This window comes from Roseovarius halophilus (ex Wu et al. 2025), assembly GCF_047086965.1.
This window is the reverse complement of the sequence record NZ_JBKOTX010000012.1, coordinates 18,345-43,562: the sequence shown is the minus strand read 5'-3', so window position 1 is coordinate 43,562 and position 25,218 is coordinate 18,345. Positions and strand designations below refer to the sequence as shown.

The following is a 25,218-nucleotide window of genomic DNA, read 5'->3' as shown; positions in this document are numbered from 1 at the left end:
TGCCCGGCGGTCAGCATGTCAGGCACAGGGGCAATCATGGCGGCATTCGAATACAAGGTCATCCCCGCGCCCGCCAAGGGGCGAAAGGCCCCCGGTGTCAAGGGCGCGGAAGCGCGGTTCGCGCACGGCCTGCAGGAGGTCATGAACGAGATGGCCCGCGATGGCTGGGAATACCTGCGCGCCGACATCCTGCCCAGCGAGGAACGGCAGGGGCTGGCATCGACGCATACCGTGTACCGCAGCGTGCTCGTGTTCCGGCGTCCGGCCGGCGGGCCGGGGCCAGCGGATGCGGCACCAACCGCCACGGCGGCCCCCGGGACGCCCGCGGAGGGAACCGACGAGCCCCCGGCGCCGGCCGATGCGGCCAACGCCACCGAAACGAGGGCGGCGCCATCTTCGGACGAGGACACTACCAACGATCCGCCCGGTCCGCGCGGCTGACCGCGCGCGGTTGAAAGGGCTGATTTGACCGCTAACTGCGGCAGGTCGTGCGCAAAAAGGGTGCACCTGCAATGCGCGTTGCCGCGGCGGCCCCGCGCCAATTTTTATGAAGCGCCCCCTTCAATTCATGGCTTTTTAGCCTAAACTTACGTCTCCGAGTCGCAGAGGGTGTCCCATGTCCAAATCAGATCCGTTCGGTTTCGATATGTCCGTTTCATCGGCGAAAAAGAAAAAACCCCGCGGCCGACGCGGGATGTCGGGGGCGTCCGAAACCTCGACCCGCGTCTGCGAGAAGGACGGCTGCAACCAGCCGGGCAAGTACCGCGCGCCCAAGGCACCCGACGTGCTCGATGATTACTACTGGTTCTGCAGGGACCACGTGCGCGAGTACAACCTGAAATGGAACTTCTTCGACGGCACGACCGAGGCGGAAATGAACGCCCAGATGTCGAAGGACAAGGTGTGGCAGCGCGAAACCAAGAGCTTCGTGGACCCCGAAACGCGTGCATGGGCACGGCTGGGGATCGAGGATCCGCACCAGGTTCTGGGCGAGAACGCCACCCAGAACCCGGGCAAATCGTCGAATAACGGCCATACGCGCCGCCTGCCCCCGACCGAGCGTCGGGCCGTCGAGATATTGGAGGCCAAGGACCACTGGTCGAAGGCCGAGGTGCGCAAGGCCTACAAGAAACTCATCAAGGTCCTGCATCCTGACATGAACGGCGGCGACCGCTCGCAGGAAGAGCAATTGCAGGAAGTCGTCTGGGCCTGGGACCAGATCAAGGAAAGCCGCAACTTCAGGTAACCCCCGGCATCCCCCGCGGCACACCGCCACGCGGGGCCCCGGTCAGCCCGGCTCGATCACGCCCGCCTCGGTCACGACCATGTCCAGCGGCTGGTCCGTGGGCTCCAGCGGCAGGTTCCGGTCCTCCTGCGCGGCATAGGCGAAACCGATGGCCAGTGTCGGCCGCCGGCCCCTGAGCATTTCCAGCGTCCGGTCATAGAAACCGCCGCCATATCCCAGCCGGCCCCCGCGCCTGTCAAACGCGACAAGCGGAACGATCAGGATCTCGGGGTCGAAATAATCAAGCGTTTCGGGGACCTGCGCACCGAACGGACCGTCCTGCAGGGCGCAGTCCGGCGTCCAGCGCGCGAACTTCAGCGGCTGCCCCTTGCCCTGGATGACCGGCACGCCCACAGGGCCATGCGCGGCCGCCTCGGCCATCGCGGGGCGCGGGTCGATCTCGGTCCGGATTGGCAGGAAGCCCGACAACGGGACCCCCTTGTAGCCCGCAAGCACAGCCGACAGGTGGCCCGCCGCCGGCCCGCGCTGCGCCTCGTGCGCCTGCTTGCGGCGTGCGAATGCCGCCTTGCGCGCCGCCGCCTTCACATCCGCGAGATCCGTCATAGCAACACCACCACTGCAAGGCCGAGGAAGGCGAAGAAGCCCACCACGTCCGTCACCGTCGTCACGAAAGCGCCCGACGCGAGCGCCGGGTCAATCCCGATACGATCCAGTAGCACGGGAATCACCGTGCCCGCCAAGCCGGCCACGACAAGATTGATCACCATTGCGGCAGCGATCACGTATCCCAGTTCCGGCCCACCGAACCACAGCACGCCGACCACCCCCATCGTCACCGCGAAAACGAGGCCGTTGAGCAAGCCGACAGCAACCTCGCGACGGATGAACCGCCACATGTTCGATCCCGTCAGGTCCCGCGTGGCCAGCGCGCGCACCGCCACGGTCAGCGATTGCGTGCCCGCGTTGCCACCCATCGAGGCCACGATCGGCATCAGCACGGCCAGCGCGACAAGCTGCGCGATCGCGTCCTCGAACTGCGCGATGACCAGCGACGCGAGGATCGCCGTGACAAGGTTGACCGCCAGCCACGGGAACCGGCGCTTGGCCGTGTCGATCACCCGGTCGGCAAGGCTGCCTTCCTCGCTCACACCGGCCAGCCTCAGGATGTCCTCCTCGTGCTCCTCGTCCAGCACGCCCATGGCGTCGTCAATGGTGATGATCCCGACCAGCCGCTCGTTCTCGTCCACCACGGGCGCCGAGATCAGGTGATACTGGTTGAAGGCATAGGCCACGTCGCCCTCGTCCTGCGTAACGGGAATGACGTGAAACGTATCCTCGACCAGCGATTCCAGGAGCACCTCGCGGCGCGATCCCATCAGCTTGCCCAGCGTGACGTTCCCCACGGGCCGCAGCCGGGGATCGACCAGCACGACATGATAGAACTGCCCCGGCAGGTCGTCCTGATTGCGCAGGTAGTCGATCGCCTCGCCCACGTTCCAGTGCTCCGGCGCCATCACCACCTCGCGCTGCATCAGGCGCCCGGCCGAATATTCCGGGTAGGTCAGCGATTGCTGGACGGCGACCCTGTCACTGTCTTCCAGGATGCCGAGGATGGCCTCCTGTTGCGGGTCGTCCAGATCCTCGACCAGATCGACGACATCATCCGATTCCAGGTCGCGCACGGCGTCGGCCAGAACCTCGGGGTGCAGCAGGCCGATCACCTCCTCGCGCAGGCCCTCGTCAAGCTCCGACAGGATGTCCCCGTCGAAATCCTTGCCGTAAAGCTCGATCAGGCGGCGGCGGTCGAAGGCGTTGACCTGTTCCAGCAGGTCCGCGATATCGGCGGCGTGCAACGGCGCCATCTCGTCCATGAGCAGCGCATGATCGTCGGTATCGACCGCGTAGATGATACGCGCCACCGCTTGGCGATCCAGCGCGTAGGCATCATCCTCGCGTTCGGGATCCGGGGACGTGGTGTCGTCATCGGTGTCGGACATCTCAACCCCCTTCTCGCCGCCGGATCGCTACGGATCTCAGCAGTAATCAACCCCCCGGCCAAAGACAATGCACATGACGCGATTTACCCCGTCGTCGCGACCCTCTACCCTGTGCCGCGACCATCGGAAAAGCAGATGACAGACGAAACGATCATCACCGGGCGCGTTCTGCGTTTCACCCGCTCGCCGTTCGACGGCCCGCCGGACAGCGCCGCGCGGCTTGACGGGGCCGTCCTGCTGCGCGACGGCCGGGTCGCGGCGACGGGTGAGCGCGCCGAAATGCGGCGACTGGCCCCGCATGCCCCGATCCGTGACATGGGGGATGCGCTGGTAACGGCCGGGTTCATCGATGCGCACGCACATTACCCGCAGACAGCCATCATCGCCAGCTGGGGCAAGCGCCTCATCGACTGGCTGGAAACCTATACCTTCCCCGAGGAGACGCGATTCGCCGATCCGGCCCACGCGGCGCGGATCGCCGCGCGTTATTTCGACCTGACGCTGGCCGCGGGCACCACCACCGTCGCCAGTTTCTGCACCATCCATCCCGAAAGCGTCGGGGCGTTCTTTACCGAGGCCCGCCACCGCGGCCTCCGCGCGCTGGCGGGCAAGAACAGCATGGATCGCAACGCGCCCGCCGGCCTGCTGGACACCGCGCAGTCGGCCTATGACGACGGCAAGCGCCTCATCGCGGGCTGGCACGGGGTGGACAGGCTGGCCTATGTCATCACGCCCCGGTTCGCGCCGACCTCGACGCCGGCCCAGCTCGACGCGCTCGGCCAGCTCTGGGCCGAGCATCCCGATTGCCTGATGCAGACCCACCTGAGCGAACAGGTCGAGGAAATCGACTGGGTGAAATCATTGTTCCCGGCCGCGCGTGACTATCTCGACGTCTACGAATCGCACGGGCTTCTGGGCGCGCGCGGGCTGTATGGCCACGCCATCCATCTTGAGCCACGCGAACGCGACAGGCTGCGCGAAACCGGCGCGGCGCTGGTCCACTGCCCGACATCCAATACCTTCATCGGCTCGGGGCTGTTCGACATGGGCGCACGGCAGGCCGAGGGGCAGCGCGTCGCGCTGGCCACCGATACCGGCGGCGGATCCTCCTTCTCGATGCTCAGGACAATGGCCGCGGCCTATGAAATCGGCCAGCTCAGCGGGACCCCGCTGCACCCGGCGCAGCTCTACTGGCTGGCCACGACGGGCGGGGCGCAGGCGCTGCACATGGACCATCTGATCGGCAATGTCGCCCCGGGAATGGAAGCCGACCTGATCGCGCTGGACCTCGCCGCGACCCCGGCCATCGCGCAGCGCGCGGCCCGGGCCGACGATATCTGGCAGGCGCTTTTCCCGACGATCATGATGGGCGATGACCGCGCCGTCCGCGCGGTCTGGATCGGCGGGTCCGAGGTGACTTTTCCCGCGTAAGATATTGAATGAAGGCCTTTTTCGCTGCCCGTCAGCACCCGGGTGCCGCCACCAGCAGGACCCAACGGTCGCCGGCGGGTGCATGGCCAACCCCGTATTCCAGCGCGTCGCGTTTCAGGTTGATGCGCCGGTGCCCCGGCGATGCCATCCATTCGCGAACGACACGCTCGGGCGCCTCGAAACCGCTCGCCACGTTTTCGCCCGACCTGCACGGCCCATAGCCCGCGCGTTTCAGACGGTCATGCGCGCTGCGCCCGTCCGATCCGACATGCCCCGTCAGCCCGTTGCGCGCCATGTCAGCGGCGTGGCGCGCGGCCACACCGTCCAGCAGGCGGTTGTGCGACAGCGGGTCGATTCCGCGCGCGCGACGCTCCCGGTTAACGAGGGTCCCGATCCGCGCCGCCGCCGAGCCGGCCGGGGCGGCGCGCATGGGCACCGCCGACGCATCCTGCCCGGACAGGACGCCGGGCGGGACGGGCACGACAAAAAGACATCCCGACAGGCTGAAAACCGCGATGGCGGCCATGACGATGTTTTTCATGTCAATCATCCCGGTGCTGACTGCCCGCGCGCGCCGCCGTGAGCCGGACGGCTAAACCCGACACGGCGCCCCGCATGACGGATATTTCCGGTGAAGGCTCACCGCAATCAATACGGTTATATTTCAACGCCTTGCATCCCCATATTGAAGTATCTCCTCAACCAGGACAGGCGGCGAGAATTTCCAGCGCCGCGGCGTGCTGCTGCGCCCCGGCCGCGGCGATCACGCGGCCGCCGCCATGTGCGGGACCGCCGCGCCAGTCGGTCACGATCCCGCCCGCGGCCTCGATCACCGCGATGGGCGCGTGGATGTCGTACGGTTTCAGCCCCGCCTCGATCACGAGGTCGATCTGCCCCGCCGCCAGTAACGCGTAGGCATAGCAATCCATGCCGTACCGCGTCAGCCGCGCGGCCGCCGCGACGCTGTCGAAGGCGGCGGTCTCTGCCGGGCTACCGAGGTTCGGATAGGTGGTGAAAACAACGGCCTCGTCCAGTGGACGATCGCCGAGGGTTTCAAGGGCGCGGTCGCCGTGCGGCCCGGCCAGCGCGGCGCGACCGAACCCGCCTTCGAAACGCTCGCCGATATAGGGCTGGTCGATGAGGCCGTATACCGGGCCGTCGGCATCCGACAGCGCGATGAGGACCCCCCAAGTCGGCGCGCCGGACATGAACGACCGGGTGCCGTCAATCGGGTCCAGTACCCAAGTCAGGCCGCTCGTGCCCGCGCGGTGGCCGAATTCCTCGCCAAGGATCGCGTCATCCGGGCGCCGGGTTGCAAGCATGTCACGCATGGCACGTTCGGCGGCGCGATCAGCTTCAGTAACGGGGTCGAAATGGCTTCCCGCTTCCTTGTTGTCCGCGCGCATCCCGTCCGTGCGGAAATGCGGCAAAATCGCGTTGCGCGCGGACTCCGCCAGCGCGTGCGCCGTTTCGACAATCTCTGCCCTGTCCATTTCGCGGCCCCGTGAAATCACTTTGGCCGCGTGATTAGACCGGTTCGGACCGGGGCTCAAGCCACGTCGCTGAGCACCCGGGCCAGATCGAAGAGACGCCGACGCTGGTTTTCAGGGATGGCATAATAGGATCGCACCAGTTCCAGCGCTTCCTTGTTGCCCAGCAGGTCCGCCGGCATGTCCGCAACATCTTCCTGCGGTTCCTTCCCACCATCGTCGATGCCCGCGAAGAAGAAGCTCACGTCCACATCGAGCGCGTCGGCGATGTCCCAGAGCCGCGACGCGCTGACCCTGTTGGCCCCTGTCTCGTATTTCTGAATTTGCTGAAATTTAATACCAACGTTTTCTGCAAGCTGCTGTTGCGTCATTCCTACCAACCAGCGGCGGTGGCGAATCCGCTTGCCAACATGCACATCCACGGGGTGCACCATACTCCAACCCTTTCTACTTTTCGCCTGCTTCGGCAGATAACACACACAACCGTGCAGTTGAAATCGACTGCGATACACAAACGTCACGGCTGCCGGCGACGCATTTAAATCTTAGCAGTCTGGCGGTAAAATACAAGCAATTTCGCTCGTCAAAAACGTGCCATGGTGAAACCCGGTTCAATCCTCGCGCGAGGCCGGGCCGCGCCGATTGACAGGCCGCGCGCGTTTTGCCTACCTCGGCGGCGTCCCTTCCGACGTGGCGAGGTCTTCCATGCGCGCTTACCAGCTACCTGCCGCCGGGCATGTCCCGCACCTGGCCGATATCGCCTGCCCCGCCCCCGCGGCCGGGGAACTCAAGCTGGCGATACATGCCTGCGGCCTGAACTTCGCCGACCTGCTGATGGTGGAGGGCCGCTACCAGGATACGCCCGAACCGCCCTTCACCCTCGGGATGGAGGTGGCCGGCGTGGTCGAGGCGCTCGGCCCCGGCACCGACGGCCCCGCCCCCGGCAGCCGCGTCGCCGTCTTTGCCGGTCAGGGCGGGCTGGCCGAGGCGGGGTGTTTTCCGGCCGACCGCGCCGTCCCCCTGCCCGAAACCATGAGCTTCACCGACGCCGCGGCCTTCCAGATCGCCTATGGCACAAGCCACGTTGCGCTCGATCATCGGGCGCGCCTGCAACCGGGCGAGACGCTGCTCGTGCTGGGGGCGGCCGGCGGCGTCGGGCTGACGGCGGTCGAGATCGGCAAGCTGATGGGCGCCCGGGTCATCGCCTGCGCGCGCGGCCGCGGGAAGCTCGCCGCCGCCGAAGCGGCCGGCGCCGATCACCTGCTCGACGCCGAATCCGACGACATCCGCGCCGTGTGCAAGGCGCTCGGCGGGGTCGACGTGGTCTACGACCCGGTGGGCGGTGACCAGTTCAGGGCCGCCATGCGCACCTGCAACCCCGAGGCGCGGCTGATCCCGATCGGCTTTGCCAGCGGCGACGTGCCGCAGATCCCGGCCAATTACCTTCTGGTCAAGAATCTCAGCGTGCTGGGCCTTTATTGGGGCGGCTACCTGAAGTTCCGCCCCGAGGTCATCACCGACAGCATGGCGCGCCTGCTGGACTGGTACGCGCAAGGCCGGTTGCACCCGCATGTCAGCACCGTCCTGCCCCTGTCCGAGGCCGATTCGGCGCTCGACCTGCTGCGCCGGCGGAAATCAACCGGCAAGGTCGTTGTCACGCCGCGCTGACGCCCGCCATGCTCAGCCGGCGCAGCTGCTCAGCACCGGGCGGCGCGTGGCGGCATAGCCGTTGCGCAGCATCGCGGCCAGCTGCTCGGCCACCTCGCCGGTGGCCCGGTCCGATCCGTACATGTTCACGTTCTGGAACCCCAGCTCCGGCAGGTCGTCGCCGGGCGCGATCGCCTCGAGATGCGGCGGAATGCTGTCCTCCAGCATGGCGCCCACGGCCAGATCACTGCTGACCAGCGCCTCGACGGCGCGGTCATCCTCGGAATCCACCGCCAGCTCCCAGTCGATACCGGCTTCCTGCACCTTGCGCAGCACGATGGGGCGGAAAATGCAGAAGCGGCAGAACCCCAGCCGCAACGGCCGCTTGCGCCATGCCTGCCCCGCGACCGCCCCCGTCCAGCGCAGCGGCATCTGGGTCAGGGTCTCGCCGCCGGGCTTCACGTCCTCCTCGGTCGTCAGGATCAGGTCCAGTTCGTTGCGGGCCAGCGCCTCGTGCAGTTTCACCGTGCCGCGCGACCGCAGATGCACCTTGACCCGCGGATAGACCGAGTTGAACGTCTTGAGCACGCGCGGGATGACCGGATAGACGATGTCGTGCGGCACGCCCAGCACGATCTCGCCCTCGTAGACCTTGTCGGTCAGCCGCCCCACCGCCTCGTCGTTCAGCTGCACCATCCGGCGCGCATAGCTCAGCAATTGCTCGCCGGGCGCCGTCAGGGTGACGCGGCGATTGCTCCGGTCCAGCAGCTCGATGTCCAGCATGTCCTCCAGCCGCTTGAGCTGCATCGACACGGCCGATTGCGTCAGGTTCAGCGCTGCCGCCGCCCGTGTCACCCCGCCCTGTTCGGCCACGGCCAGGAACGAGCGCAGCGTCGTCATGTCCAGGTTCCTCATGCATCACACTCCCTGATGGTAAACCTAAAAAACATTCATTTCACAAATGGAGCATAACCTGCCAGATACATCAACAATAGAAATGCGAAAATGCCACCACATCACCATCGCGAAAGGAAAACGTCATGACCTTTCTATCGCAAACACAGGCCGTGCCCCGGTCGGGCGCCCTTTTCGACTTTCCGTTGCGCGCCGCGCTGCAGGTCCGCCGCGAACGGCGCGCGCTCGCCCGTCTGCCGGACTCGGCCCTGCGTGATCTCGGGCTGACCCGCGCCGAGGCCCGCGCCGAAGCCCGCCGCGACTTCTGGGACGTGCCGGTTGCGCGCAGCTTCTGAGCAACCGGTCGAAAACGCCGGCCGCCCCGCCGGAAAACCTTGAAATGCGGCCTGTTTGACCCGATATTGCCACCAAACCCCAAGACAGGGGTGGGGCAATTCACATGATCGGAGGCATGAATGGCTGAATTTGACACAATCCGGACGGCGGCGGGTGCCCGTACCGCCCAGATTGACGAGGGTCTGCGCGCCCACATGAACAAGGTCTACGGCACGATGTCGGTGGGCATGCTGCTCACCTTCGCGGCAGCGTGGGCCGTGGGCAACAATGCGGCGATGATGAACGTGCTTTTCAGCGGCTTCACGAAATACCTCGTGATGTTCGCGCCGCTCATCATGGTCTTCGCCTTCGGCGCTGTCATCAACAAGCTGTCGGCCGCCGGGGCGCAACTGTTCTTCTATGCCTTCGCGGCCCTTATGGGCGTTTCCATCAGCTACATCTTCGTGGTGTTCACCGACTTCTCGATCGCGCAGGTGTTCCTGATCACGGCGATCTCCTTTGCCGGCCTGTCGCTGTGGGGCTACACGACGAAAAAGGACATCTCGGGCTGGGGCAGCTTCCTCGTGATGGGGCTGATCGGGCTGATCGTGGCCTCGATCATCAACATCTTCATCGCCAGCTCTGCGATCATGTTCGCGATCTCGGTAATCGGGGTTCTCATCTTTGCCGGGTTGACCGCGTATGATACGCAGGACATCAAGAACGAGTATCTCGCTCATGCCCAGCACGGCGACAGCGAGTGGTTGGGCAAGTCCGCCATCATGGGCGCGCTGCGGCTGTACCTCGACTTCATCAACATGTTCATCATGCTGCTGAACCTGCTGGGCGCCCGCGAATAACGCGCACCGCGTCCCGTCTACCACACCCGAAGCCTGCCGAATGCTGTTCGGCAGGCTTTTTACATGCTGCAGGGCCCGGTGCCGCCAATGTCGCGCACGTTCCGGCGGGCCGACGCGATACGGACGCGATACCGACACGATATCGCAGACCATCCCGGCCCCCGCTGCGCGGCCCGCTTTCCCGTGCAAGGCGCTTTCCTTCACCCGCCGCATGCGGTAATCCGCGTGGCGAAAGTCGCGGGAAAGGGGCCATCGCATGACCAAGGGCAAGAACGGGATCACCTATGCCGACGCGGGCGTCGACATCGACGCGGGCAACGCGCTCGTGGACCGGATCAAGCCGGCGGCCAAGCGCACCGCGCGCCCCGGCGTGATGGCCGGGCTCGGCGGGTTCGGTGCCCTTTTCGACCTCAAGGCGGCCGGGTACACCGACCCGGTGCTGGTGGCCGCGACCGATGGCGTCGGAACCAAGCTGCGCATTGCCATCGACACGGGCGAGGTGGCGGGCGTGGGGATCGACCTTGTGGCGATGTGCGTCAACGACCTTGTCTGCCAAGGGGCTGAGCCTCTGTTTTTCCTCGACTATTTCGCGACAGGCAAGCTCGACACCGACAGTGCCGCGCGCGTCGTCGAAGGCATCGCCAAGGGCTGTGAAACAGCCCGTTGCGCGCTGATCGGCGGGGAAACGGCCGAGATGCCGGGCATGTATGCCGATGGTGATTTCGATCTTGCCGGCTTTGCCGTGGGCGCGATGGAACGCGGCGCGCACCTGCCCGCGGACGTGGCCAGCGGTGACGTGCTGCTCGCGCTGGCCAGCGACGGTGTGCACTCCAACGGTTACAGCCTCGTGCGCAAACTGGTGGACCTCTCGGGCCTTGACTGGCAGGCCCCCTGCCCGTGGGAGCCTGAAACGACGCTGGGTGCCGCGCTGCTGACGCCAACCCGGCTGTACGTGCGGCCGGCGCTTGCCGCGCTCCGCGCCGGGGGCGTCCACGCGCTGGCCCATGTCACCGGCGGCGGCCTGACCGAGAACCTGCCGCGCGTCCTGCCCGCGGGCACGGGCGCCAGCATCGACCTGTCATCGTGGGATTTACCGCCCGTTTTCAAATGGTTGACTGAACAAGGCGGCATGGCGCAGGACGAGATGCTCAAGACGTTCAACTGCGGTGCCGGCATGATCCTTGCCGTGGCCCCCGACCGCGCGGATGCTGTCGCCGACCTGCTAACCCACGAAGGCGAGCATGTCACGCGCATCGGTGTCGTGACCGAGGGTGAGGGCGTGCGCTATCACGGATCGCTGCTTTGACGAAACGGGTGGCGATCCTGATTTCCGGGGGCGGCTCGAACATGGTTGCCCTCGCCGACAGCATGACGGGCGACCACCCTGCCCGGCCGGTTCTGGTCCTGTCGAACGCCCCGGACGCGGGCGGGCTGGCCAAGGCGCGCGCACGCGACATCCCGACCGAGGTGGTCGATCACCGCGCCTACCGGGGCGATCGCCGGGCATTCGAGGCCGCGCTGCACGAGGTGCTGGCGGCAAGCTCACCCGATATCATCTGCCTTGCCGGGTTCATGCGCATCCTGACATGGGAGTTCGTCCGCCACTGGCGCGGGCGGATCCTCAACATCCATCCCTCACTGCTGCCGAAATATCCGGGGCTCGACACCCATGCCCGCGCCATCGCGGCCGGCGACAGCGAGGCGGGCTGCACGGTGCACGAAGTCACGGCGGACCTTGATGCGGGTCCCGTGCTGGGACAGGCCCGCGTGCCGATCCTGCCCGGCGACACGCCCGAGACGCTGGCGGAGCGCGTGCTGGAACGCGAACACTTGCTGTACCCGGCCGTGCTGCGCCGGGTCGCCGAGGGCCGGCGCGAGCTGTACCATCTGCCCTGAGGCGCGGGGGGCATTCCCTTTGCCGGCCGGCTTCCCTATAACGGGCACAGGCGGGTCCGACCACGCACCATGAATCAGAAGTAAACTCCCGTATGAAAACCATCACGACCACCGACGCCCTTGCCGAGTTCTGCAACCGGGCGAAAGAATTCGATTATGTGACCGTCGATACCGAGTTCCTGCGCGAACGCACGTATTATTCGAAACTGTGCCTCGTGCAGTTGGCCGTGCCCGGGCCGGGCGACGACGACGCGGTGCTCGTGGATCCGCTGACGGGGGACCTGTCGCTCGATCCGCTTTACGAGCTCTTCAACGATGCGTCGGTGACCAAGGTCTTCCACGCCGCCCGGCAGGATCTCGAAATCTTCTTCTGTGACGCCGGGATCATTCCGGCACCGCTTTTTGATACGCAGATCGCCGCGATGGTCTGCGGGTTCGGCGAACAGGTCGGGTATGAAACGCTGGTCAAGCGTGTCGCGAAACAACAGCTCGACAAGACCTCGCGCTTTACCGACTGGTCGCGCCGCCCCCTGAGCGAGGCGCAAAAGAAATACGCGCTGGCCGATGTCACGCACCTGCGCGGCATCTACGAGCACCTGGCAGCCGAGATCGACAAATCCGGTCGGGCCCAATGGGTTCACGAGGAAATGCAGGCGCTTACCGCCCCGGAAACGTACAAGGTCCGCCCCGAAGACGCCTGGAAACGCATCAAGACCCGCAACACCTCGGGGCGTTTCCTTGCGATCGTGCGCGAGTTGGCGCGCTTCCGAGAAAGTTACGCCCAATCCCGCGACATCCCACGGAGCCGAGTATTCAAGGATGACGCGCTTGTGGAACTGGCCGCAACGAAACCCGCCACGCACAAGGATCTGGGCCGGTCGCGCCTGTTGCTGCGCGAAGCCCGACGCGGCGAAATCGCCGACGGAATCCTCAAGGCGGTTCAGGACGGGCTGGACTGTACCGCCGACGATGTCCCGCGCCCCGACCGCAGCCGCGAGAAGTTGCAGGTCAACCCCGCGCTGGCGGACCTGCTCCGCGTTCTGCTCAAGGCGAAGGCCGAGAATACCGGCGTCGCCTCCAAACTGATCGCGTCGGCCGCCGATCTCGACGCGATATCGGGCGGTGAACGCGACGTGCCCGCGCTCAAGGGCTGGCGCAAGGAAATCTTCGGCGCGGATGCCCTGCGGCTGTGCGATGGCGACGTTGCGCTGACCGTCGACGGGAACGCGGTACGCGTGGTCGAGCGATAGGCGCGCCGCTATGCGCGCGCCGTCAGCGTCACCGGCGGGTCGTCTGCACGTTGCGGCCCCCGACCACCCGGATGGTGTCGACCCGTTCCAGCACGGCGCGACTGACGAAACGTGCGGCGTTGAAACTGCGCGATACCCGCGACCCGCGCGGCGTGTCCGCCGGCTGGATCGCCTTGAGCGTGAAGGTCAGCACGCCATCGACAGGGTCGCCGTCGGTCTCTGAGGTGAGCCGGACATCATGCGCGCCCTGCCGCGCGGAAAGACCGCTGGCCCGGACGATCGCGCCACCGGGCTTGCGCTCGATGGTTAGGCCTGTCACCTGATCCACCGGCGTGCCGTCATAGACCTCTTCGCGGTTGCGCCGCAGGATGCTTGTCCGCTCCGGGATCAGCGGATTCGTGTTTCCCGGTGCCGTTTCCTCGATGGGCGTGGACCGGCTGTTGCCGAACCAGTTCGCCGGGTTCGCCCGGGAATCCCGCCAGCCGCTGCATCCGCTCAGCAGCAGCGACGAAATAACCGTGAGTGTCAGAAGCGTCCTCATGCGCACCGCCCTCGTCCGTTTGACCCCGCTTAACCCATCCGGCCGCCCTTGAAAAGATGCAAGCAGGGGTGGACGCTCCTGCACGGGGCGCCTAGATCACGGAACAAAAGGATGGAGACCACCATGGCCGCGGAAGACTTCGAGGACATTGTCAGCGATTTCGAGTTTCTCGACGATTGGGAAGACCGCTACAGATACGTGATCGAGCAGGGCAAGTCGATGACGCCGCTCGATGACGCGCTGAAGGTGCCGGCAACGAAGGTCGACGGCTGCGCCAGCCAGGTCTGGCTGCACCCCACGATCAAGGACGGGGTGTTCACATTCGAGGGCGACAGCGACGCCATGATCGTGCGCGGTCTGATCGCCGTTCTGCGCGCGCTCTACAACGGCACGCCGGTTTCCGATGTGCCCAAGGTGGACGCGCAGGCCGAGCTTGCCCGCATCGGCCTCAATGATCACCTCTCGGCACAGCGCTCCAACGGGCTGCGCGCGATGATCGAGCGGGTGCGGAACGTGGCGGCCGAGGCCGCGTGAGACGGCGCCGTAACGGCGAGACAAGGCACATGATACGTGTCGCTCTGTCGATCTCCATTTGCCGAGTACAGGCATCGCTCAGCCCGCATGTGGCACGGCCCTGAAGAACTTTTGCCGCACCTGACCGCCGTTGAGCGGCGTCCGACGCAGGTTGCGCCGCGGCAGCGAAAGGTATAATCTGAACCACGTGGTTCAGCACAGTTTTCGGCGGGCTGTCGTATGCCCGCCACCGCGTATCTGCAGACGGGTTAAACGGTAGCGGAAAGGGTAGGACATGCGCGTATTCTCGATTTTCGCCACCTTCGTGGTGGCGGCGCTCGTCTATGCCCTCGTTTTCGAACGCGATCGCATCATCGCCCTCCTGCCCGACACGTCCGGCGTCGACACCGCCACCGAGGCCACGCCCGCGGAAACCGCCGATACGGGCCAGCAGGACGACGTGATGCGCGTGGTGGCCGTCCGGTCGCGCGCCCGCACCATCGAGAGCGCCGTCACCCTGCGCGGCGCGACCGAGGCCGACCGGCAGGTCGAGCTGCGCGCCGAGACCTCCGGCCAGGTCATCTCCGATCCGCTGCGCAAGGGGGCCTTCGTCGAGGAGGGGCAGGTGCTTTGCCGTCTGGAACCCGACAGCCGGGAACTGACGCTCGCCGAAGCCCGCGCGCGACTGGCCGAAGCCCGGTCACGGGTGCCCGAGGCGCGCGCGCAGGTCCCCGAGTCCGAAGCCCGCGTCGACGAAGCCCGCGCACGGGTGACCGAGGCGGAGGCACGTCTGGAAGAGGCGGAGATAAACGCGAATGCCGCGCGGACCCTCGTGAAAGAAGGGTTCGCCTCGCAGACTCGTGTCGCCAATACCAAGGCCGCCGTGCGCAGCGCCGAAGCCGCCATCGAAAGCGCCCGCGCACAGCTGCGCGCCGCCGAGTCCGGCCGCGAACGCGTTGCCGCCGCGATCGAAGCCGCCAAGGCGGGTGTCGAGAGCGCCCGCACCGCCGTTGCCGCCGCTCAGGAGGAAATCGACAGGCTGAAGATCACCGCCCCCTTTGCCGGTCTGCTGGAAAGCGACTCCGCCGAGGTGGGAAGCCTGCTTCAACCCGGCAATCTCTGTGCCACGGTCATCCAGCTTGACCCGATCATCCTCGTCGGGTTCGTCCCCGAGACCGCTGTCGGCAGGGTCGAGATGGGTGCGCGGGCCACGGCCCGGCTGGCCTCCGGCGAAAACGTGGAAGGCGAGGTCACCTTCATCTCGCGCGCCGCGGACGAGACGACGCGGACATTCCGCGTGGAAATCGAGGTGCCCAACCCGCACCTGACGCTGAGGGACGGCGAAACGGCCGAGATCACGATCCGTGCCGACGGCACAAAGGCGCACCGGCTGCCCCAGTCGGCGCTGACGCTGAACGACGAAGGTATCTTGGGCGTGCGTGTCGTCACCGGGGCGGGCGAGGCGGCCTTTCGCCCCGTGACAGTGCTGCGCGACACACCGGATGGCGCATGGCTGTCGGGCCTGCCCGACCGCGCCGACGTGATCATCATCGGGCAGGAATTCGTCACCGACGGCGTTCGTGTCCTCGCGTCCTACGAGGAGCCTGACACATGACGGGTCTTGTCGACTGGGCCGCCGCCCGGGCACGCATGGTCATCGCCTTCATCGTCGTGTCCATCCTGGCCGGGACTTTCTCTTATGTCGGATTGCCCAAGGAGGGGGAACCCGACATCGAGATCCCCGCGTTGTTCGTGTCGGTACAGTTTCCCGGCATCTCGGCCGAGGACAGCGAGAAATTGCTGGTCAAGCCCATGGAGACGGAACTGTCCGATCTGGACGGGTTGAAGGAAATGACCGGCACCGCCGCCGAGAATTATGCCGGCGTCGCCATGGAATTCGAATTCGGCTGGGACAAGACCAAGATACTTGCCGACGTGCGCGACGCAATGGACGCGGCCGAGGCCGAATTCCCCGAGGGCGCGGAGAAATACACACTCAACGAGGTGAATTTCAGCGAGTTCCCGATCATCATCGTGAACCTGTCCGGCGCCGTGCCGGAACGCACCATGGCGCGGCTGGCGCGGGACCTGCAGGACCGGCTGGAAGCGCTGGAGCCCGTGCTGGAGGCAGGGCTGGCCGGCAACCGCGACGAAATGGTCGAGGTCGTCATCGACCCGCTGAGGCTGGAAGCCTACAACGTCACGGCGCCCGAACTGATCAACGTCGTGCAGAACAACAACCAGTTGATCGCGGCAGGAGAGGTCGAGACATCGCAAGGCGCGTTCTCGGTCAAGATCCCGTCGTCCTTTGACGAAACCCGCGACATCTATGACCTGCCGATCAAGACCAACGGCGATCGCGTCGTGACGCTGGGCGATCTGGCCCGCATCAACCTGACCTTCGAGGACAGGCTGGGCACCGCACGCTTCAACGGTGAGAAAACGGTCGCGCTGCAGGTGGTCAAGCGCAAGGGCTTCAACATCATCGACACGGCCGCCCTTGTCCGCGAAACCGTCGCCAATGCCGAGCGGGGCTGGCCCGAGCAATTGCGCGCGGCGGTGCAGGTGGGCACCTCGAATGATCAGTCCCGCACGGTGGAGTCGATGGTCAAGCAGCTGGAGGGTTCGGTGCTCACGGCCATCGCGCTGGTCATGCTCGTCACGCTGGCCGCGCTCGGGCTGCGGCCGTCGCTGCTGGTGGGGTTTGCGATTCCCACCTCCTTCCTTCTGTGTTTCGCGCTGCTGGCCCTGATGGGCGTGGCCGTTTCCAACATCGTGATGTTCGGGCTCATCCTCGCCGTCGGGATCCTGGTGGACGGCGCGATCGTCGTCGTGGAGTACGCCGACAAGCGCATCGCGGACGGCGAAGGCCCGATGCACGCCTACGTCGCCGCGGCCAAGCGGATGTTCTGGCCCGTGGTCAGTTCCACAGCGACAACACTTTGCGCTTTCCTGCCGATGCTTTTCTGGCCCGGCGTGCCGGGTGAATTCATGGGCATGCTTCCGGTCACGCTGATCTTCGTTCTGTCCGCCTCCCTCCTGGTGGCGCTTGTCTATCTGCCGGTGATGGGCGGCGTGACCGGGCGGCTGGAACGCTGGTTCACCACGCGCATCGACCAGATCGCCAGCGGGTTCTGGCTTTGGCACATCCTGCTTTTCCCGCTCGCGGGCGGGGCGCTGGCGCTTGCGGGGGCGGGTGCGCCGCCGCTGCTGGAAACGGTGGCCGACAGGTTCGCTGCCATGGACGGCGCCCGCATCGTCGGATCGGTAATCCCGACACTGGCGACCGTTTTCGGCTTGCTGCTGGGGGTTGTCGCGCTGGCGGCCGGCGCGATAACGGGTGTCGTCGCGATACTTCTGGGCCTCATGGCGATCGGGCGGCGTTTCGGCAACGCGTTCCGCCTGTTGGGTCGCACAGTGCTTCCGCGCCGCCGTGACAAGGTCGCGGCGGGCCACCGCCGGTCGCCGTTCGGTTGGGCGATACAGGCGATCACGGGCAATCCCGTTGCGCCGCTGCTGGCGTTCTGCATCATCTTCGTCCTCGTGGGATCGGTGCTGATCTATTACATGAACAATAACAACGGCACCGAGTTCTTCGTTGAATCCGAGCCCGAGAACGCGATCGTCTACGTGCGCGCGCGCGGCAACCTCTCGATCGATCAGAAGGACGCGCTTGTCGAGCAGGTCGAGGACATCGTCCTGGAGCATCCCAACGTGCGCAACGCCTTCGCCTTTGCCGGCGATGGCGGGCTGAACAACAACACGGGCGGCGCCCAACCGCCGCTGGACACGATCGGGCAGGTACAGCTCGAGATGATCCCCTGGGAGGATCGCCCGACCACGACCGAAACGTGGTTCACCCTGCCCTTCGTGGACTACGACGTGACACGCGACATCACGGCGCCAAGAAACGATGGCGACCGTACCATTGACGAACTGACGGCCGAGTTGGCGGAAATCCCCGGCATCAAGACGGAAATCCTCGCGCTCGAACGGGGGCCGGCCTCGGCCAAGCCGGTGCATCTGCGCATCAAGGGCGATGACTGGGAAAAACTTCTGTCCTTCACGCGTGACGTGCGGGAAAAGTTCGACGAGACCCGCGGCCTCAAGCTGATCGAGGATACCCTGCCCGTGCCCGGCATCGACTGGCAGATCGACGTGGACGTCCAGAAGGCCGGCCGTTTCGGCGCCGACGTGGCGACGGTCGGCGCGATGGTCCAGTTGGTGACACGGGGCATCCTTCTCGACACGATGCGTGTGCCGTCCAGCGACGAGGAGATCGAGATCCGCGTGCGCCTGCCCGAACGTGACCGCGTGCTGTCAACGCTCGACACGCTCAAGATCCGGACCGCTCAGGGCCTTGTTCCGCTGTCGAACTTCATCAGCCGTGAACCGGTCCGGAAACTCGCCCAGATCGACCGTGTCGACCAGACCCGGTATTTCGACGTCAAGGCCGGCGTGATCGAGGGGCTGACAACCGGCGGGACCGGTGATGGCGCGGTGCCGCTGACCGCCAACGAACGGATCGCGCACCTGACGGAGTGGCTGGAAAGCGGCGTCGCGCCGAGCGGGCTGGAATACGAATGGACTGGCGACCAGGAGGACCAGGAGGAGTCCGGCGCCTTCCTGCAGAAGGCATTCGCCGGCGCGCTTGCCTTGATGTTCATCATCCTTCTGGCGCAGTTCAACAGCATCTACAACGCGGTGCTCGTTCTGCTGGCCGTGGTCTTGTCCACCACCGGGGTCCTGATCGGCATGCTGGTCATGAACCAGCCCTTCTCGATCATCATGACCGGGACGGGCATTGTCGCCCTCGCGGGCATCGTGGTGAACAACAACATCGTGCTGATCGACACCTACCAGGAATTTTCCCGCTACATGCCGCGGATCGAGGCGATCATCAGAACGGCCGAGGCACGGATACGCCCCGTGTTGCTGACAACGATCACCACCATGGCCGGCCTTGCGCCCATGATGTTCGGGCTCAGCCTCGATTTCATCGCCGGCGGCTACTCCTTCAACAGCCCGACGGCCCTCTGGTGGAAACAACTGGCGACGGCAGTCGTCTTCGGCCTCGGCATCGCGACGATCCTGACACTGGTGTTCACGCCGTCCATGCTGGCGTTGCGTGTCTGGGCCACGACCTATGTCGAGTGGGCCGCACGCTTGATGGCCATGGTGTCGATGGGCCGCGGCAGCCGCGCGGCGCGTGACTGGGCCTTGAACCGCGCCGCCCGTCATACGCGGGCCCCGGAACTCATCTGGGAAGACGAGCGCACCCGCGACACGGGCTACGTGGACGACACCGGCGATGGCCCCGAACTGGCCGACCTCAAGCGGGTACTCAGGTCCCGCGATACCGGGGCGCCGGACTCTGGCGATGACGACGCCGCACCCACTGACGGCAATCCGCTACGCGCCGCCGAATGATCCCGCAACTTGATTCGCCGGGTCGTCGCCGCTGGCGTCACGCCGAATGCACCCGCTTTCGGAAACAATGGCGCGGTGATCGTGTGTTTGTTCGTGAAATAATGCCAAGTAGCAGAATTTCCTAGGAAAAATGGCAACTACGTGGCAATCATGAGGCAACTCAACACCGGGGGTCCAATAATGAGAAAATTGTTTGCAACGTCGGTCGCATCGGCCGCAGCCTACACCGCCAGTGCCGCATCCGTGTCGGCCCAAAGCATCACCGACTTCTACTGCCGCTTTTACGGATGGTATTGTCAGCGCGACAACACCGAAACCGCGGTGCCCGAGATCGACGCGTCCAGCGGCCTTATGGCCATGGGGGCGGTTCTGGGCATGCTGCTGCTGGCATGGGAAATCAAGCGCCGCCGCGCCTGACGTCACGCCGTCAGATCAGCGCCCAATCACCGCGCATTGCCGCGACGATCGCGATGATCGCATTGGCCACCGCGTGGGCGGCAACGGCATCGGCCAGCCGCCCACTGCGCATGTAAAGCAGGCCGAAAACCACGCCTGCCACGCCGGCCTCCAGCCACCGTCCGTGCAACAGCGCGAAAAGCGCGGTCGGCAGGATGATGGCGATCAACTTGCGCGGCCAGCCATCACCATCAATCCTGTCCTGCAGGTAGCCGCGGAAAAACAATTCCTCGATCACCGGGACAAACACCACTGTCCCGACGATGCGCGCGGCGGCCCACAGCCCGAACATGGCGGGCGTCAGCGCGGCAAGCGCCGGCGACATGCCGTCCGATCCCGGGGCCATCCAGATCCAGCCTGCACCGATGGCCGCCCCCGCGACGATTGCCATCGCACCCGGTTTCCTGACAACGTCACGCAATGGCCGGCGCACCCACCATAGCGCGAGGAACATCAGCCCCGCCTGCAGCGGGTAGGCACGGGCCGGCTCGGTCCAGAAGGCCTGCGCCAGCACGCCGGACAGCATGAACACGATAAAGGGCAGAATCCGCGCCGCGGCCGCATCCTCGGCCAAGCTGAACCCGTCAGGGGCGGCCATGCCCGGCCCTTTCTGAAGCCATGTCACGCGGTTGACGACCACCAGCACGCCAAACGCCAGAAGGATGAAGAAAAGCCAGCCGGCGAAACTGTGAAACCCGTTCTGGGCAAGCTCGGGCGACGCGAAGGTGCCGATCAGCATAAGCGCCGTGATCCGCAGCACGTTGAAGGACCAGCTCGCCATCAGGGCTAGCGGCCACACCACGGCCCAGAACCGCACCATGTGCAACCGGTCCCGGAACAGCAGCGCGTAGATGCCCAGAAAGGCGGTGATGAGCGCGAACCCTTCGACGCCCGAGCACGTGTCGGCCACCGATATGAGAAAATTTCGCGTGCCGATCGCCTGCCTTTCGGGCACGATCAGCAATTCATCCACGAACAGGCCCATGAGCGCGGCGACGCTTTCGAACGTGGCCATGGTCAACCATTGCCAATACCAGATCGGACCGATCAGCCGCGCCAGTTCCGGCAGCAGCAGCGCCAATGCCAGAAGCCCCAGAAGCGGGCCGCGCCGCGCCCGGAGCCAGCCGTGCCAATCACCTGGCGCCGCCAGCCAGAAAAGCCCGGCAAGAACTGCAACCGCCGCCCCGAGCACGAGCACCGGGAAGACCACCCCGAAATCCGCGTTCATCCGGGCATCGTCGACAACGAGCAGCGGCACGAAGACACCGACAACCGCCAGCAGATGCAGTATTCCCCAGCCACGGCCGCCGGCCCGCGTGTCCACCATCTGCGCGAAGGCCGCGCGCGCGGGCGCCCGCGCCCAGAGATAGACACCCAGCAGGGCCCCGAGACAGAGCGTGCGGACAACCGCGCCCCGCAGCCCGCGGCAGGCAAGCTCGATCGAGGTCTGCCGGCACTCGACCGATGCGAGGACCTGGAAAGCGACCACGATCAGGATCATTTCAAGGGCGAAAAGCCCGCAAATCAGGAAAGCCCGGTTCGGCATACCGCGTAAACCCGTCAATTCACTCGGGCGCACATAAAACCGAAAGCGTGGTCAAAAAATGGCGCCACGCGGGAGTTGCGTGGGCAAGCGGAATCAGGCGGCATTCTCGTGTTGCTGCCGCTGCCAGAGCGCGGCATACCGGCCTCGCCGCGCCAGAAGGTCGGCATGGCTGCCGGTTTCGACGACGCGACCATCTTCGAGGACGACAATACGGTCCGCATCGGCAACAGTGCTGAGCCTGTGGGCGATGGTGATGACCGTCCGCCCCGCCCCGGCATTCCTCAGGGCGCCCTGGATATCCTGCTCGGTTTCGGTATCAAGGGCGCTCGTGGCCTCGTCCAGCAACAGGATCGGCGGATCCTTGAGCAGCGTGCGGGCGATTCCGACCCGCTGCTTCTCGCCCCCCGACAGCTTGAGCCCCCTTTCACCGACCTGCGTCTCGTACCCCTCCGGCAAGTCGGTGATGAAGTCGTGCAGTTGCGCGGCGCGCGCAGCGGCCTCGATATCGGCCTGCGTGGCGTCGCCGCGACCATACCCGATATTGTAGCCGATCGTGTCATTGAACAGCACCGTATCCTGCGGCACGACGCCGATCGCGCCATGCAGGCTTGACGTCGTCACATCGCGCAGGTCCTGCCCGTCGATCCGGATCGCCCCGCGCTGCACGTCGTAGAACCGGAACAGCAGGCGGCCGATCGTCGATTTGCCCGAGCCGGACGGCCCCACCACGGCAACCGTCTCGCCCGCGGCGACGCGCAGGTCCAGGTCCGTCAGGATCGGCCGCTGCGCATCATACCCGAAACACACGCCGTCGAATTCCACGGCGCCGCCCCTCACGTCGAGGTCCCGCGCGCCGGGCTTGTCGCTCACGTCGGGGGCCTGTTCAAGCAGGCCGAACATTTCGCCCATGTCCACCAGCGATTGCCGGATTTCACGATAAACCGTTCCGAGGAAATTGAGCGGCATCGTGATCTGGATCATGTAAGCATTGACCATCACGAAATCGCCCACCGTCATCGTGCCCGACTGCACGCCGATGGCGGCCATGACCATGACAATCACCAGCCCGCCGGTGATCAGCAGCGACTGGCCGAAATTCAGGAACGCCAGCGAATAGGATGTTTGCAGCGCTGCCGTCTCGTAGCCGCGCATGGCGGCGTCGTAACGGGCCGCCTCGCGGTCCTCGGCGCCGAAATACTTGACCGTCTCGAAATTCAGCAGGCTGTCGATGGCCTTCTGGTTCGCGTCGGTGTCCTGATCGTTCATCCGCTTGCGCAGCTTCACCCGCCATTCCGTCACCTTGAAGGTAAAGGCGATATAAGCCCCGATCACGCCCGCCACGACGACGAGATACCAGATATCGAACAGCGTCCACAGGACGATCCCGATCAGCAGAAGTTCCAGAACCAGCGGCCCGATCGAGAACAGCAGGAAGCGCAGCAGGAATTCCACGCCCTTCACGCCCCTCTCGATGATCCGGCTCAGCCCGCCGGTCTTGCGCGAGAGGTGATAGCTCAGCGACATCGCGTGGATGTGGCGGAAGGTCTGCAGCGCCAGTTGACGCAAGGCACGCTGCGCCACCCGGGCGAAGATCACGTCGCGCAGTTGCTGGAACCCAACGTTCATCAACCGCGCCATGCCGTAGGCCACGGTCAGGCCCACGGCCCCGAAGGCCAGCATCCACGCGGCCGCCTCGCCCTCGCCGGCCAGCGCATCGACGGCCGCCTTGTAGAAATACGGCGTGCCCACCGCGACCAGCTTGGCGACGAACAACGCCGCCAAGGCCAGAACAACGCGCCATTTGACCCACCGCTGTCCCTCGGGCCAGAGATACGGCGCGACGCGCCGGATGGTCCGCCATCCATCGGCGGGCATATCGGTCGTCGTCATGTTGGTGCGGCGCATCAGGGAGCCTTGGCAAGTGGAACAATCATTCCCACCCCACCTAGATTGCCGGGGCCGCGAAGACCAGCCCGGCCATCATTCGGGGATCGTGAAGACCTGTCCGGGATAAATCAGGTCCGGATCACGGATGCGTTCACGGTTGGCCTCGAAGATACGGACGTACAGGATGCCCTCGCCGTAATTCCGCCGGGAAATACCCCACAGGGTATTGCCCGGTTGCACGGTCACCGCGGCCACCTTGCGCTGGCCCAGCTCGGCCCCGGCACGGGCCAGCGTATCGGCGTCCTCGCGCTTGAAAGGCGTCTCGACCCGGGACGTCACGTTCCCTGCCGCATCGACCTCGTCGATCCGCAGCGTGTAAACACCGGTGTCGACCTCGGGCAGGTCCGATCGCCAGTTCCCGTCCGCGTCGATGCGCGCCATGGTGACAGGCGCGTTGTCAAGGTAGACCCGCACGAAGCCGCCGCCCGCCGCGCGGCCCGACAACTGAACCTCGCCCGCGGCATTGTAGGTGATCGCATCAAGTGCAACGCTCGACATGACGTCGGGCGCTTGGCCCGCGCCGTCGGGCGCCTGCAAAACACGCACCCCGCTTTCATCGGACAGGAGCACCGCCTGTGTCCGCGGCTGCGCGGGTTGCGACGCATCCGGCGTGACGGGCGCGGCGGCGGTTTCCGGCGCCGCCGATGGCGACAAGTCCGGCGCGGTCGTTTCCGCCTGGGGCGGCGCTTTCTCGGGTTCGACCTCTGTCGTCGTCACGTCCGTGACGGCCGGAACACCCGCCTCCGTGTCATCCGCCAGCGACGCACCATCCCGCGGCGCTGCCGCATGCGTGTCCGAACCGGGTTCGGGTGATCGCTCGGCCGTTTGTGCCAGGTCCCGCGGCGCGTCCTCCAAGGCGGCACTGCCGGTTTCATCGGCATCCGGCGGCGCCGTGTCCCCTGTCCTTTCGGCGTCCCGAGGTTCAGCACCCGGCTTCGTCATGTCCGTCGGCGCAGGCTCGGCAACCGTGGCGACCGCCTCCGGCGCATCCTCGGCCTCGGCCGGCGCCGGCATGGCGGGTTCCCCGCGCGGCGCACCTGTCAGCGTCTGTGTGTTCTCCGCGGGCATGTCGGCATCGGCCACGTCGCGTGATCGTGGCACAGGGGTCGGTGTCGGGGCGATGATGATTTCATCGCGCGACAGGATTTCCTCGCCGGTTTCCGCCGACCGCATCCGCAGCGACAGAACGCGCGGCCGCGTGCTAGCAGTCAAGTCCATGAACTGCACGAATTGCCCGCTGGTATCGGGGCTGACCTTACCGCGCGTTTCGTCATCAACGAGGATCGACGTCTGCCATCCCGGCTCGGTACGGCCAGCCACGAGCATTTGCCCGTCCGCCTCCAGGCGGAAGGTGTCGATACTGGGCGGGGTCGGCACGGCGGGCGTCGATGCCGGCTCGACAGGGGGCGTCGCCTCGGCCCCGGCGTCCTGCTTGCTGTCCGCCTCGACAGCCGGCACGGCCTGGTCGGTGGACATGTCTTGCGGCGCGCCCCGCGCATCATCAGCAGGCGCGTCAGCCGTTTCCGGGTCCACGGGCGACCGGGTCTGCAGGGGCGTGAAAACGCCCGCGAAATAAAGACCGGCACCCACAACCGCGGCGCCAGCCGCGGCCGTAAGAGCCAGGCTCGGCCCCCCAGCCAATCCTGACAACTTGCTCATTGATTTCCTTCCCCGCGTGTCGAGGCATGCTGCACGGTTGTTCGACCATACCAACATGGCTATCAAGGGTCAAAGCAAG

General features: G+C 65.9%; 23 protein-coding genes. 13 read left to right on the top strand and 10 right to left on the bottom strand.

What is annotated here, in order from left to right; translation table 11 throughout:
• Positions 1-36: 36 nt before the first annotated feature.
• Together ACH107_RS04200 and ACH107_RS04195 are read left to right on the top strand one after the other, a co-directional pair.
• Positions 37-441: a DUF4177 domain-containing protein gene (locus ACH107_RS04200; protein ID WP_412504766.1), complete on the top strand. Its 405-nt coding sequence runs from the start codon at positions 37-39 to the stop codon at positions 439-441.
• A 175-nt stretch (positions 442-616) separates the two neighbouring features.
• Positions 617-1,246, top strand: coding sequence for a DnaJ domain-containing protein (locus tag ACH107_RS04195; RefSeq protein WP_412504765.1), 630 nt, complete (start codon positions 617-619; stop codon positions 1,244-1,246).
• Positions 1,247-1,288: 42 nt separating this feature from the next.
• Here ACH107_RS04195 and ACH107_RS04190 read toward each other — a convergent pair whose 3' ends face one another.
• Complete coding sequence (locus ACH107_RS04190; RefSeq protein WP_412504764.1) at positions 1,289-1,849, bottom strand: 5-formyltetrahydrofolate cyclo-ligase; 561 nt, start codon at positions 1,847-1,849, stop codon at positions 1,289-1,291.
• Positions 1,846-3,243 (bottom strand): magnesium transporter, encoded by a 1,398-nt coding sequence (mgtE, locus tag ACH107_RS04185; RefSeq protein ID WP_412504763.1) that lies wholly within the window; start codon positions 3,241-3,243, stop codon positions 1,846-1,848. Before mgtE ends, ACH107_RS04190 begins: the two co-directional genes overlap by 4 nt.
• Before the next feature lie 135 nt (positions 3,244-3,378).
• On the opposite strand from mgtE, the gene guaD reads away from it, so the two are divergent.
• Positions 3,379-4,674: a guanine deaminase gene (guaD, locus tag ACH107_RS04180; RefSeq protein ID WP_412504762.1), complete on the top strand. Its 1,296-nt coding sequence runs from the start codon at positions 3,379-3,381 to the stop codon at positions 4,672-4,674.
• A gap of 31 nt (positions 4,675-4,705) precedes the next feature.
• Here guaD and ACH107_RS04175 read toward each other — a convergent pair whose 3' ends face one another.
• The 3 genes from ACH107_RS04175 to ACH107_RS04165 all read right to left on the bottom strand — a co-directional run bounded on the left by ACH107_RS04175 (position 4,706) and on the right by ACH107_RS04165 (position 6,598).
• Positions 4,706-5,215: a CAP domain-containing protein gene (locus ACH107_RS04175; protein ID WP_412504761.1), complete on the bottom strand. Its 510-nt coding sequence runs from the start codon at positions 5,213-5,215 to the stop codon at positions 4,706-4,708.
• A 157-nt stretch (positions 5,216-5,372) separates the two neighbouring features.
• A complete protein-coding gene (gene hisN, locus ACH107_RS04170) occupies positions 5,373-6,167 on the bottom strand; it encodes a histidinol-phosphatase (RefSeq protein ID WP_412504760.1) in 795 nt (264 codons plus the stop codon).
• A gap of 56 nt (positions 6,168-6,223) precedes the next feature.
• Positions 6,224-6,598, bottom strand: coding sequence for a helix-turn-helix domain-containing protein (locus ACH107_RS04165; RefSeq protein WP_412504759.1), 375 nt, complete (start codon positions 6,596-6,598; stop codon positions 6,224-6,226).
• A 271-nt stretch (positions 6,599-6,869) separates the two neighbouring features.
• Between ACH107_RS04165 and ACH107_RS04160 the strand changes: the two genes are divergently transcribed.
• Entirely contained in the window at positions 6,870-7,832 is a 963-nt protein-coding gene (locus ACH107_RS04160) for an NADPH:quinone oxidoreductase family protein (RefSeq protein ID WP_412504758.1), read from the top strand.
• Between the two features lie 12 nt (positions 7,833-7,844).
• Here ACH107_RS04160 and ACH107_RS04155 read toward each other — a convergent pair whose 3' ends face one another.
• Positions 7,845-8,726 carry a LysR family transcriptional regulator gene (locus ACH107_RS04155; RefSeq protein WP_412504757.1) on the bottom strand — a complete coding sequence of 294 codons (882 nt, stop codon included), beginning with the start codon at positions 8,724-8,726 and terminating at the stop codon, positions 7,845-7,847.
• Positions 8,727-8,851: 125 nt separating this feature from the next.
• Between ACH107_RS04155 and ACH107_RS04150 the strand changes: the two genes are divergently transcribed.
• The 5 genes from ACH107_RS04150 (at position 8,852) to rnd (ending at position 13,047) form a co-directional block, all read left to right on the top strand.
• On the top strand, positions 8,852-9,061 hold the full coding sequence (locus ACH107_RS04150) for a DUF1127 domain-containing protein (protein ID WP_412504756.1): 210 nt from the start codon (positions 8,852-8,854) through the stop codon (positions 9,059-9,061).
• A gap of 120 nt (positions 9,062-9,181) precedes the next feature.
• Positions 9,182-9,901, top strand: a complete 720-nt coding sequence (locus tag ACH107_RS04145) for a Bax inhibitor-1 family protein (protein WP_412504755.1) — start codon at positions 9,182-9,184, stop codon at positions 9,899-9,901.
• Positions 9,902-10,157: 256 nt separating this feature from the next.
• Positions 10,158-11,207 carry a phosphoribosylformylglycinamidine cyclo-ligase gene (gene purM / locus ACH107_RS04140; protein WP_412504754.1) on the top strand — a complete coding sequence of 350 codons (1,050 nt, stop codon included), beginning with the start codon at positions 10,158-10,160 and terminating at the stop codon, positions 11,205-11,207.
• Positions 11,204-11,797, top strand: a complete 594-nt coding sequence (gene purN, locus ACH107_RS04135; RefSeq protein WP_412504753.1) for a phosphoribosylglycinamide formyltransferase — start codon at positions 11,204-11,206, stop codon at positions 11,795-11,797. The genes purM and purN overlap by 4 nt, the downstream gene beginning before the upstream one ends.
• A 92-nt stretch (positions 11,798-11,889) precedes the next feature.
• Entirely contained in the window at positions 11,890-13,047 is a 1,158-nt protein-coding gene (rnd, locus tag ACH107_RS04130) for a ribonuclease D (RefSeq protein ID WP_412504752.1), read from the top strand.
• Positions 13,048-13,075: 28 nt separating this feature from the next.
• Here the strand turns inward: rnd and ACH107_RS04125 are convergent, their stop codons facing one another.
• Positions 13,076-13,588 (bottom strand): hypothetical protein, encoded by a 513-nt coding sequence (locus tag ACH107_RS04125; RefSeq protein WP_412504751.1) that lies wholly within the window; start codon positions 13,586-13,588, stop codon positions 13,076-13,078.
• Positions 13,589-13,711: 123 nt separating this feature from the next.
• On the opposite strand from ACH107_RS04125, the gene ACH107_RS04120 reads away from it, so the two are divergent.
• The 4 genes from ACH107_RS04120 to ACH107_RS04105 all read left to right on the top strand — a co-directional run bounded on the left by ACH107_RS04120 (position 13,712) and on the right by ACH107_RS04105 (position 19,948).
• Positions 13,712-14,122: a SufE family protein gene (locus tag ACH107_RS04120; protein ID WP_412504750.1), complete on the top strand. Its 411-nt coding sequence runs from the start codon at positions 13,712-13,714 to the stop codon at positions 14,120-14,122.
• A 274-nt stretch (positions 14,123-14,396) separates the two neighbouring features.
• On the top strand, positions 14,397-15,716 hold the full coding sequence (locus ACH107_RS04115; protein ID WP_412504749.1) for an efflux RND transporter periplasmic adaptor subunit: 1,320 nt from the start codon (positions 14,397-14,399) through the stop codon (positions 15,714-15,716).
• Positions 15,713-19,531, top strand: coding sequence for an efflux RND transporter permease subunit (locus tag ACH107_RS04110; RefSeq protein ID WP_412504748.1), 3,819 nt, complete (start codon positions 15,713-15,715; stop codon positions 19,529-19,531). Before ACH107_RS04115 ends, ACH107_RS04110 begins: the two co-directional genes overlap by 4 nt.
• 180 nt (positions 19,532-19,711) lie before the next feature.
• Positions 19,712-19,948, top strand: coding sequence for a VPEID-CTERM sorting domain-containing protein (locus ACH107_RS04105; protein ID WP_412504747.1), 237 nt, complete (start codon positions 19,712-19,714; stop codon positions 19,946-19,948).
• 10 nt (positions 19,949-19,958) lie between these two features.
• Here the strand turns inward: ACH107_RS04105 and xrtE are convergent, their stop codons facing one another.
• The 3 genes from xrtE to ACH107_RS04090 form a co-directional block, all read right to left on the bottom strand.
• Positions 19,959-21,533: an exosortase E/protease, VPEID-CTERM system gene (gene xrtE, locus ACH107_RS04100; protein ID WP_412504746.1), complete on the bottom strand. Its 1,575-nt coding sequence runs from the start codon at positions 21,531-21,533 to the stop codon at positions 19,959-19,961.
• 93 nt (positions 21,534-21,626) lie between these two features.
• Positions 21,627-23,438 (bottom strand): ABCB family ABC transporter ATP-binding protein/permease, encoded by a 1,812-nt coding sequence (locus tag ACH107_RS04095; protein ID WP_412504745.1) that lies wholly within the window; start codon positions 23,436-23,438, stop codon positions 21,627-21,629.
• Positions 23,439-23,513: 75 nt separating this feature from the next.
• The gene (locus tag ACH107_RS04090; RefSeq protein WP_412504744.1) at positions 23,514-25,139 is read right to left on the bottom strand and encodes a LysM peptidoglycan-binding domain-containing protein; all 1,626 of its coding nucleotides are present in this window, start codon (positions 25,137-25,139) and stop codon (positions 23,514-23,516) included.
• Positions 25,140-25,218: the final 79 nt, after the last annotated feature.

Bases quoted from the DNA above. Each gene is read 5' to 3' on its own strand.
- xrtE (WP_412504746.1), bottom strand. From the start codon at position 21,533: ATGCCGAACCGGGCTTTCCTGATTTGCGGGCTTTTCGCCCTTGAAATG.
- ACH107_RS04090 (WP_412504744.1), bottom strand. From the start codon at position 25,139: ATGAGCAAGTTGTCAGGATTGGCTGGGGGGCCGAGCCTGGCTCTTACG.
- ACH107_RS04115 (WP_412504749.1), top strand. From the start codon at position 14,397: ATGCGCGTATTCTCGATTTTCGCCACCTTCGTGGTGGCGGCGCTCGTC.
- ACH107_RS04110 (WP_412504748.1), top strand. From the start codon at position 15,713: ATGACGGGTCTTGTCGACTGGGCCGCCGCCCGGGCACGCATGGTCATC.
- hisN (WP_412504760.1), bottom strand. From the start codon at position 6,167: ATGGACAGGGCAGAGATTGTCGAAACGGCGCACGCGCTGGCGGAGTCC.
- ACH107_RS04155 (WP_412504757.1), bottom strand. From the start codon at position 8,726: ATGAGGAACCTGGACATGACGACGCTGCGCTCGTTCCTGGCCGTGGCC.
- ACH107_RS04150 (WP_412504756.1), top strand. From the start codon at position 8,852: ATGACCTTTCTATCGCAAACACAGGCCGTGCCCCGGTCGGGCGCCCTT.
- ACH107_RS04200 (WP_412504766.1), top strand. From the start codon at position 37: ATGGCGGCATTCGAATACAAGGTCATCCCCGCGCCCGCCAAGGGGCGA.
- ACH107_RS04145 (WP_412504755.1), top strand. From the start codon at position 9,182: ATGGCTGAATTTGACACAATCCGGACGGCGGCGGGTGCCCGTACCGCC.
- purM (WP_412504754.1), top strand. From the start codon at position 10,158: ATGACCAAGGGCAAGAACGGGATCACCTATGCCGACGCGGGCGTCGAC.
- ACH107_RS04095 (WP_412504745.1), bottom strand. From the start codon at position 23,438: ATGCGCCGCACCAACATGACGACGACCGATATGCCCGCCGATGGATGG.
- ACH107_RS04165 (WP_412504759.1), bottom strand. From the start codon at position 6,598: ATGGTGCACCCCGTGGATGTGCATGTTGGCAAGCGGATTCGCCACCGC.
- rnd (WP_412504752.1), top strand. From the start codon at position 11,890: ATGAAAACCATCACGACCACCGACGCCCTTGCCGAGTTCTGCAACCGG.
- mgtE (WP_412504763.1), bottom strand. From the start codon at position 3,243: ATGTCCGACACCGATGACGACACCACGTCCCCGGATCCCGAACGCGAG.
- ACH107_RS04105 (WP_412504747.1), top strand. From the start codon at position 19,712: ATGAGAAAATTGTTTGCAACGTCGGTCGCATCGGCCGCAGCCTACACC.
- ACH107_RS04120 (WP_412504750.1), top strand. From the start codon at position 13,712: ATGGCCGCGGAAGACTTCGAGGACATTGTCAGCGATTTCGAGTTTCTC.
- guaD (WP_412504762.1), top strand. From the start codon at position 3,379: ATGACAGACGAAACGATCATCACCGGGCGCGTTCTGCGTTTCACCCGC.
- ACH107_RS04125 (WP_412504751.1), bottom strand. From the start codon at position 13,588: ATGAGGACGCTTCTGACACTCACGGTTATTTCGTCGCTGCTGCTGAGC.
- ACH107_RS04160 (WP_412504758.1), top strand. From the start codon at position 6,870: ATGCGCGCTTACCAGCTACCTGCCGCCGGGCATGTCCCGCACCTGGCC.
- ACH107_RS04195 (WP_412504765.1), top strand. From the start codon at position 617: ATGTCCAAATCAGATCCGTTCGGTTTCGATATGTCCGTTTCATCGGCG.
- ACH107_RS04175 (WP_412504761.1), bottom strand. From the start codon at position 5,215: ATGAAAAACATCGTCATGGCCGCCATCGCGGTTTTCAGCCTGTCGGGA.
- ACH107_RS04190 (WP_412504764.1), bottom strand. From the start codon at position 1,849: ATGACGGATCTCGCGGATGTGAAGGCGGCGGCGCGCAAGGCGGCATTC.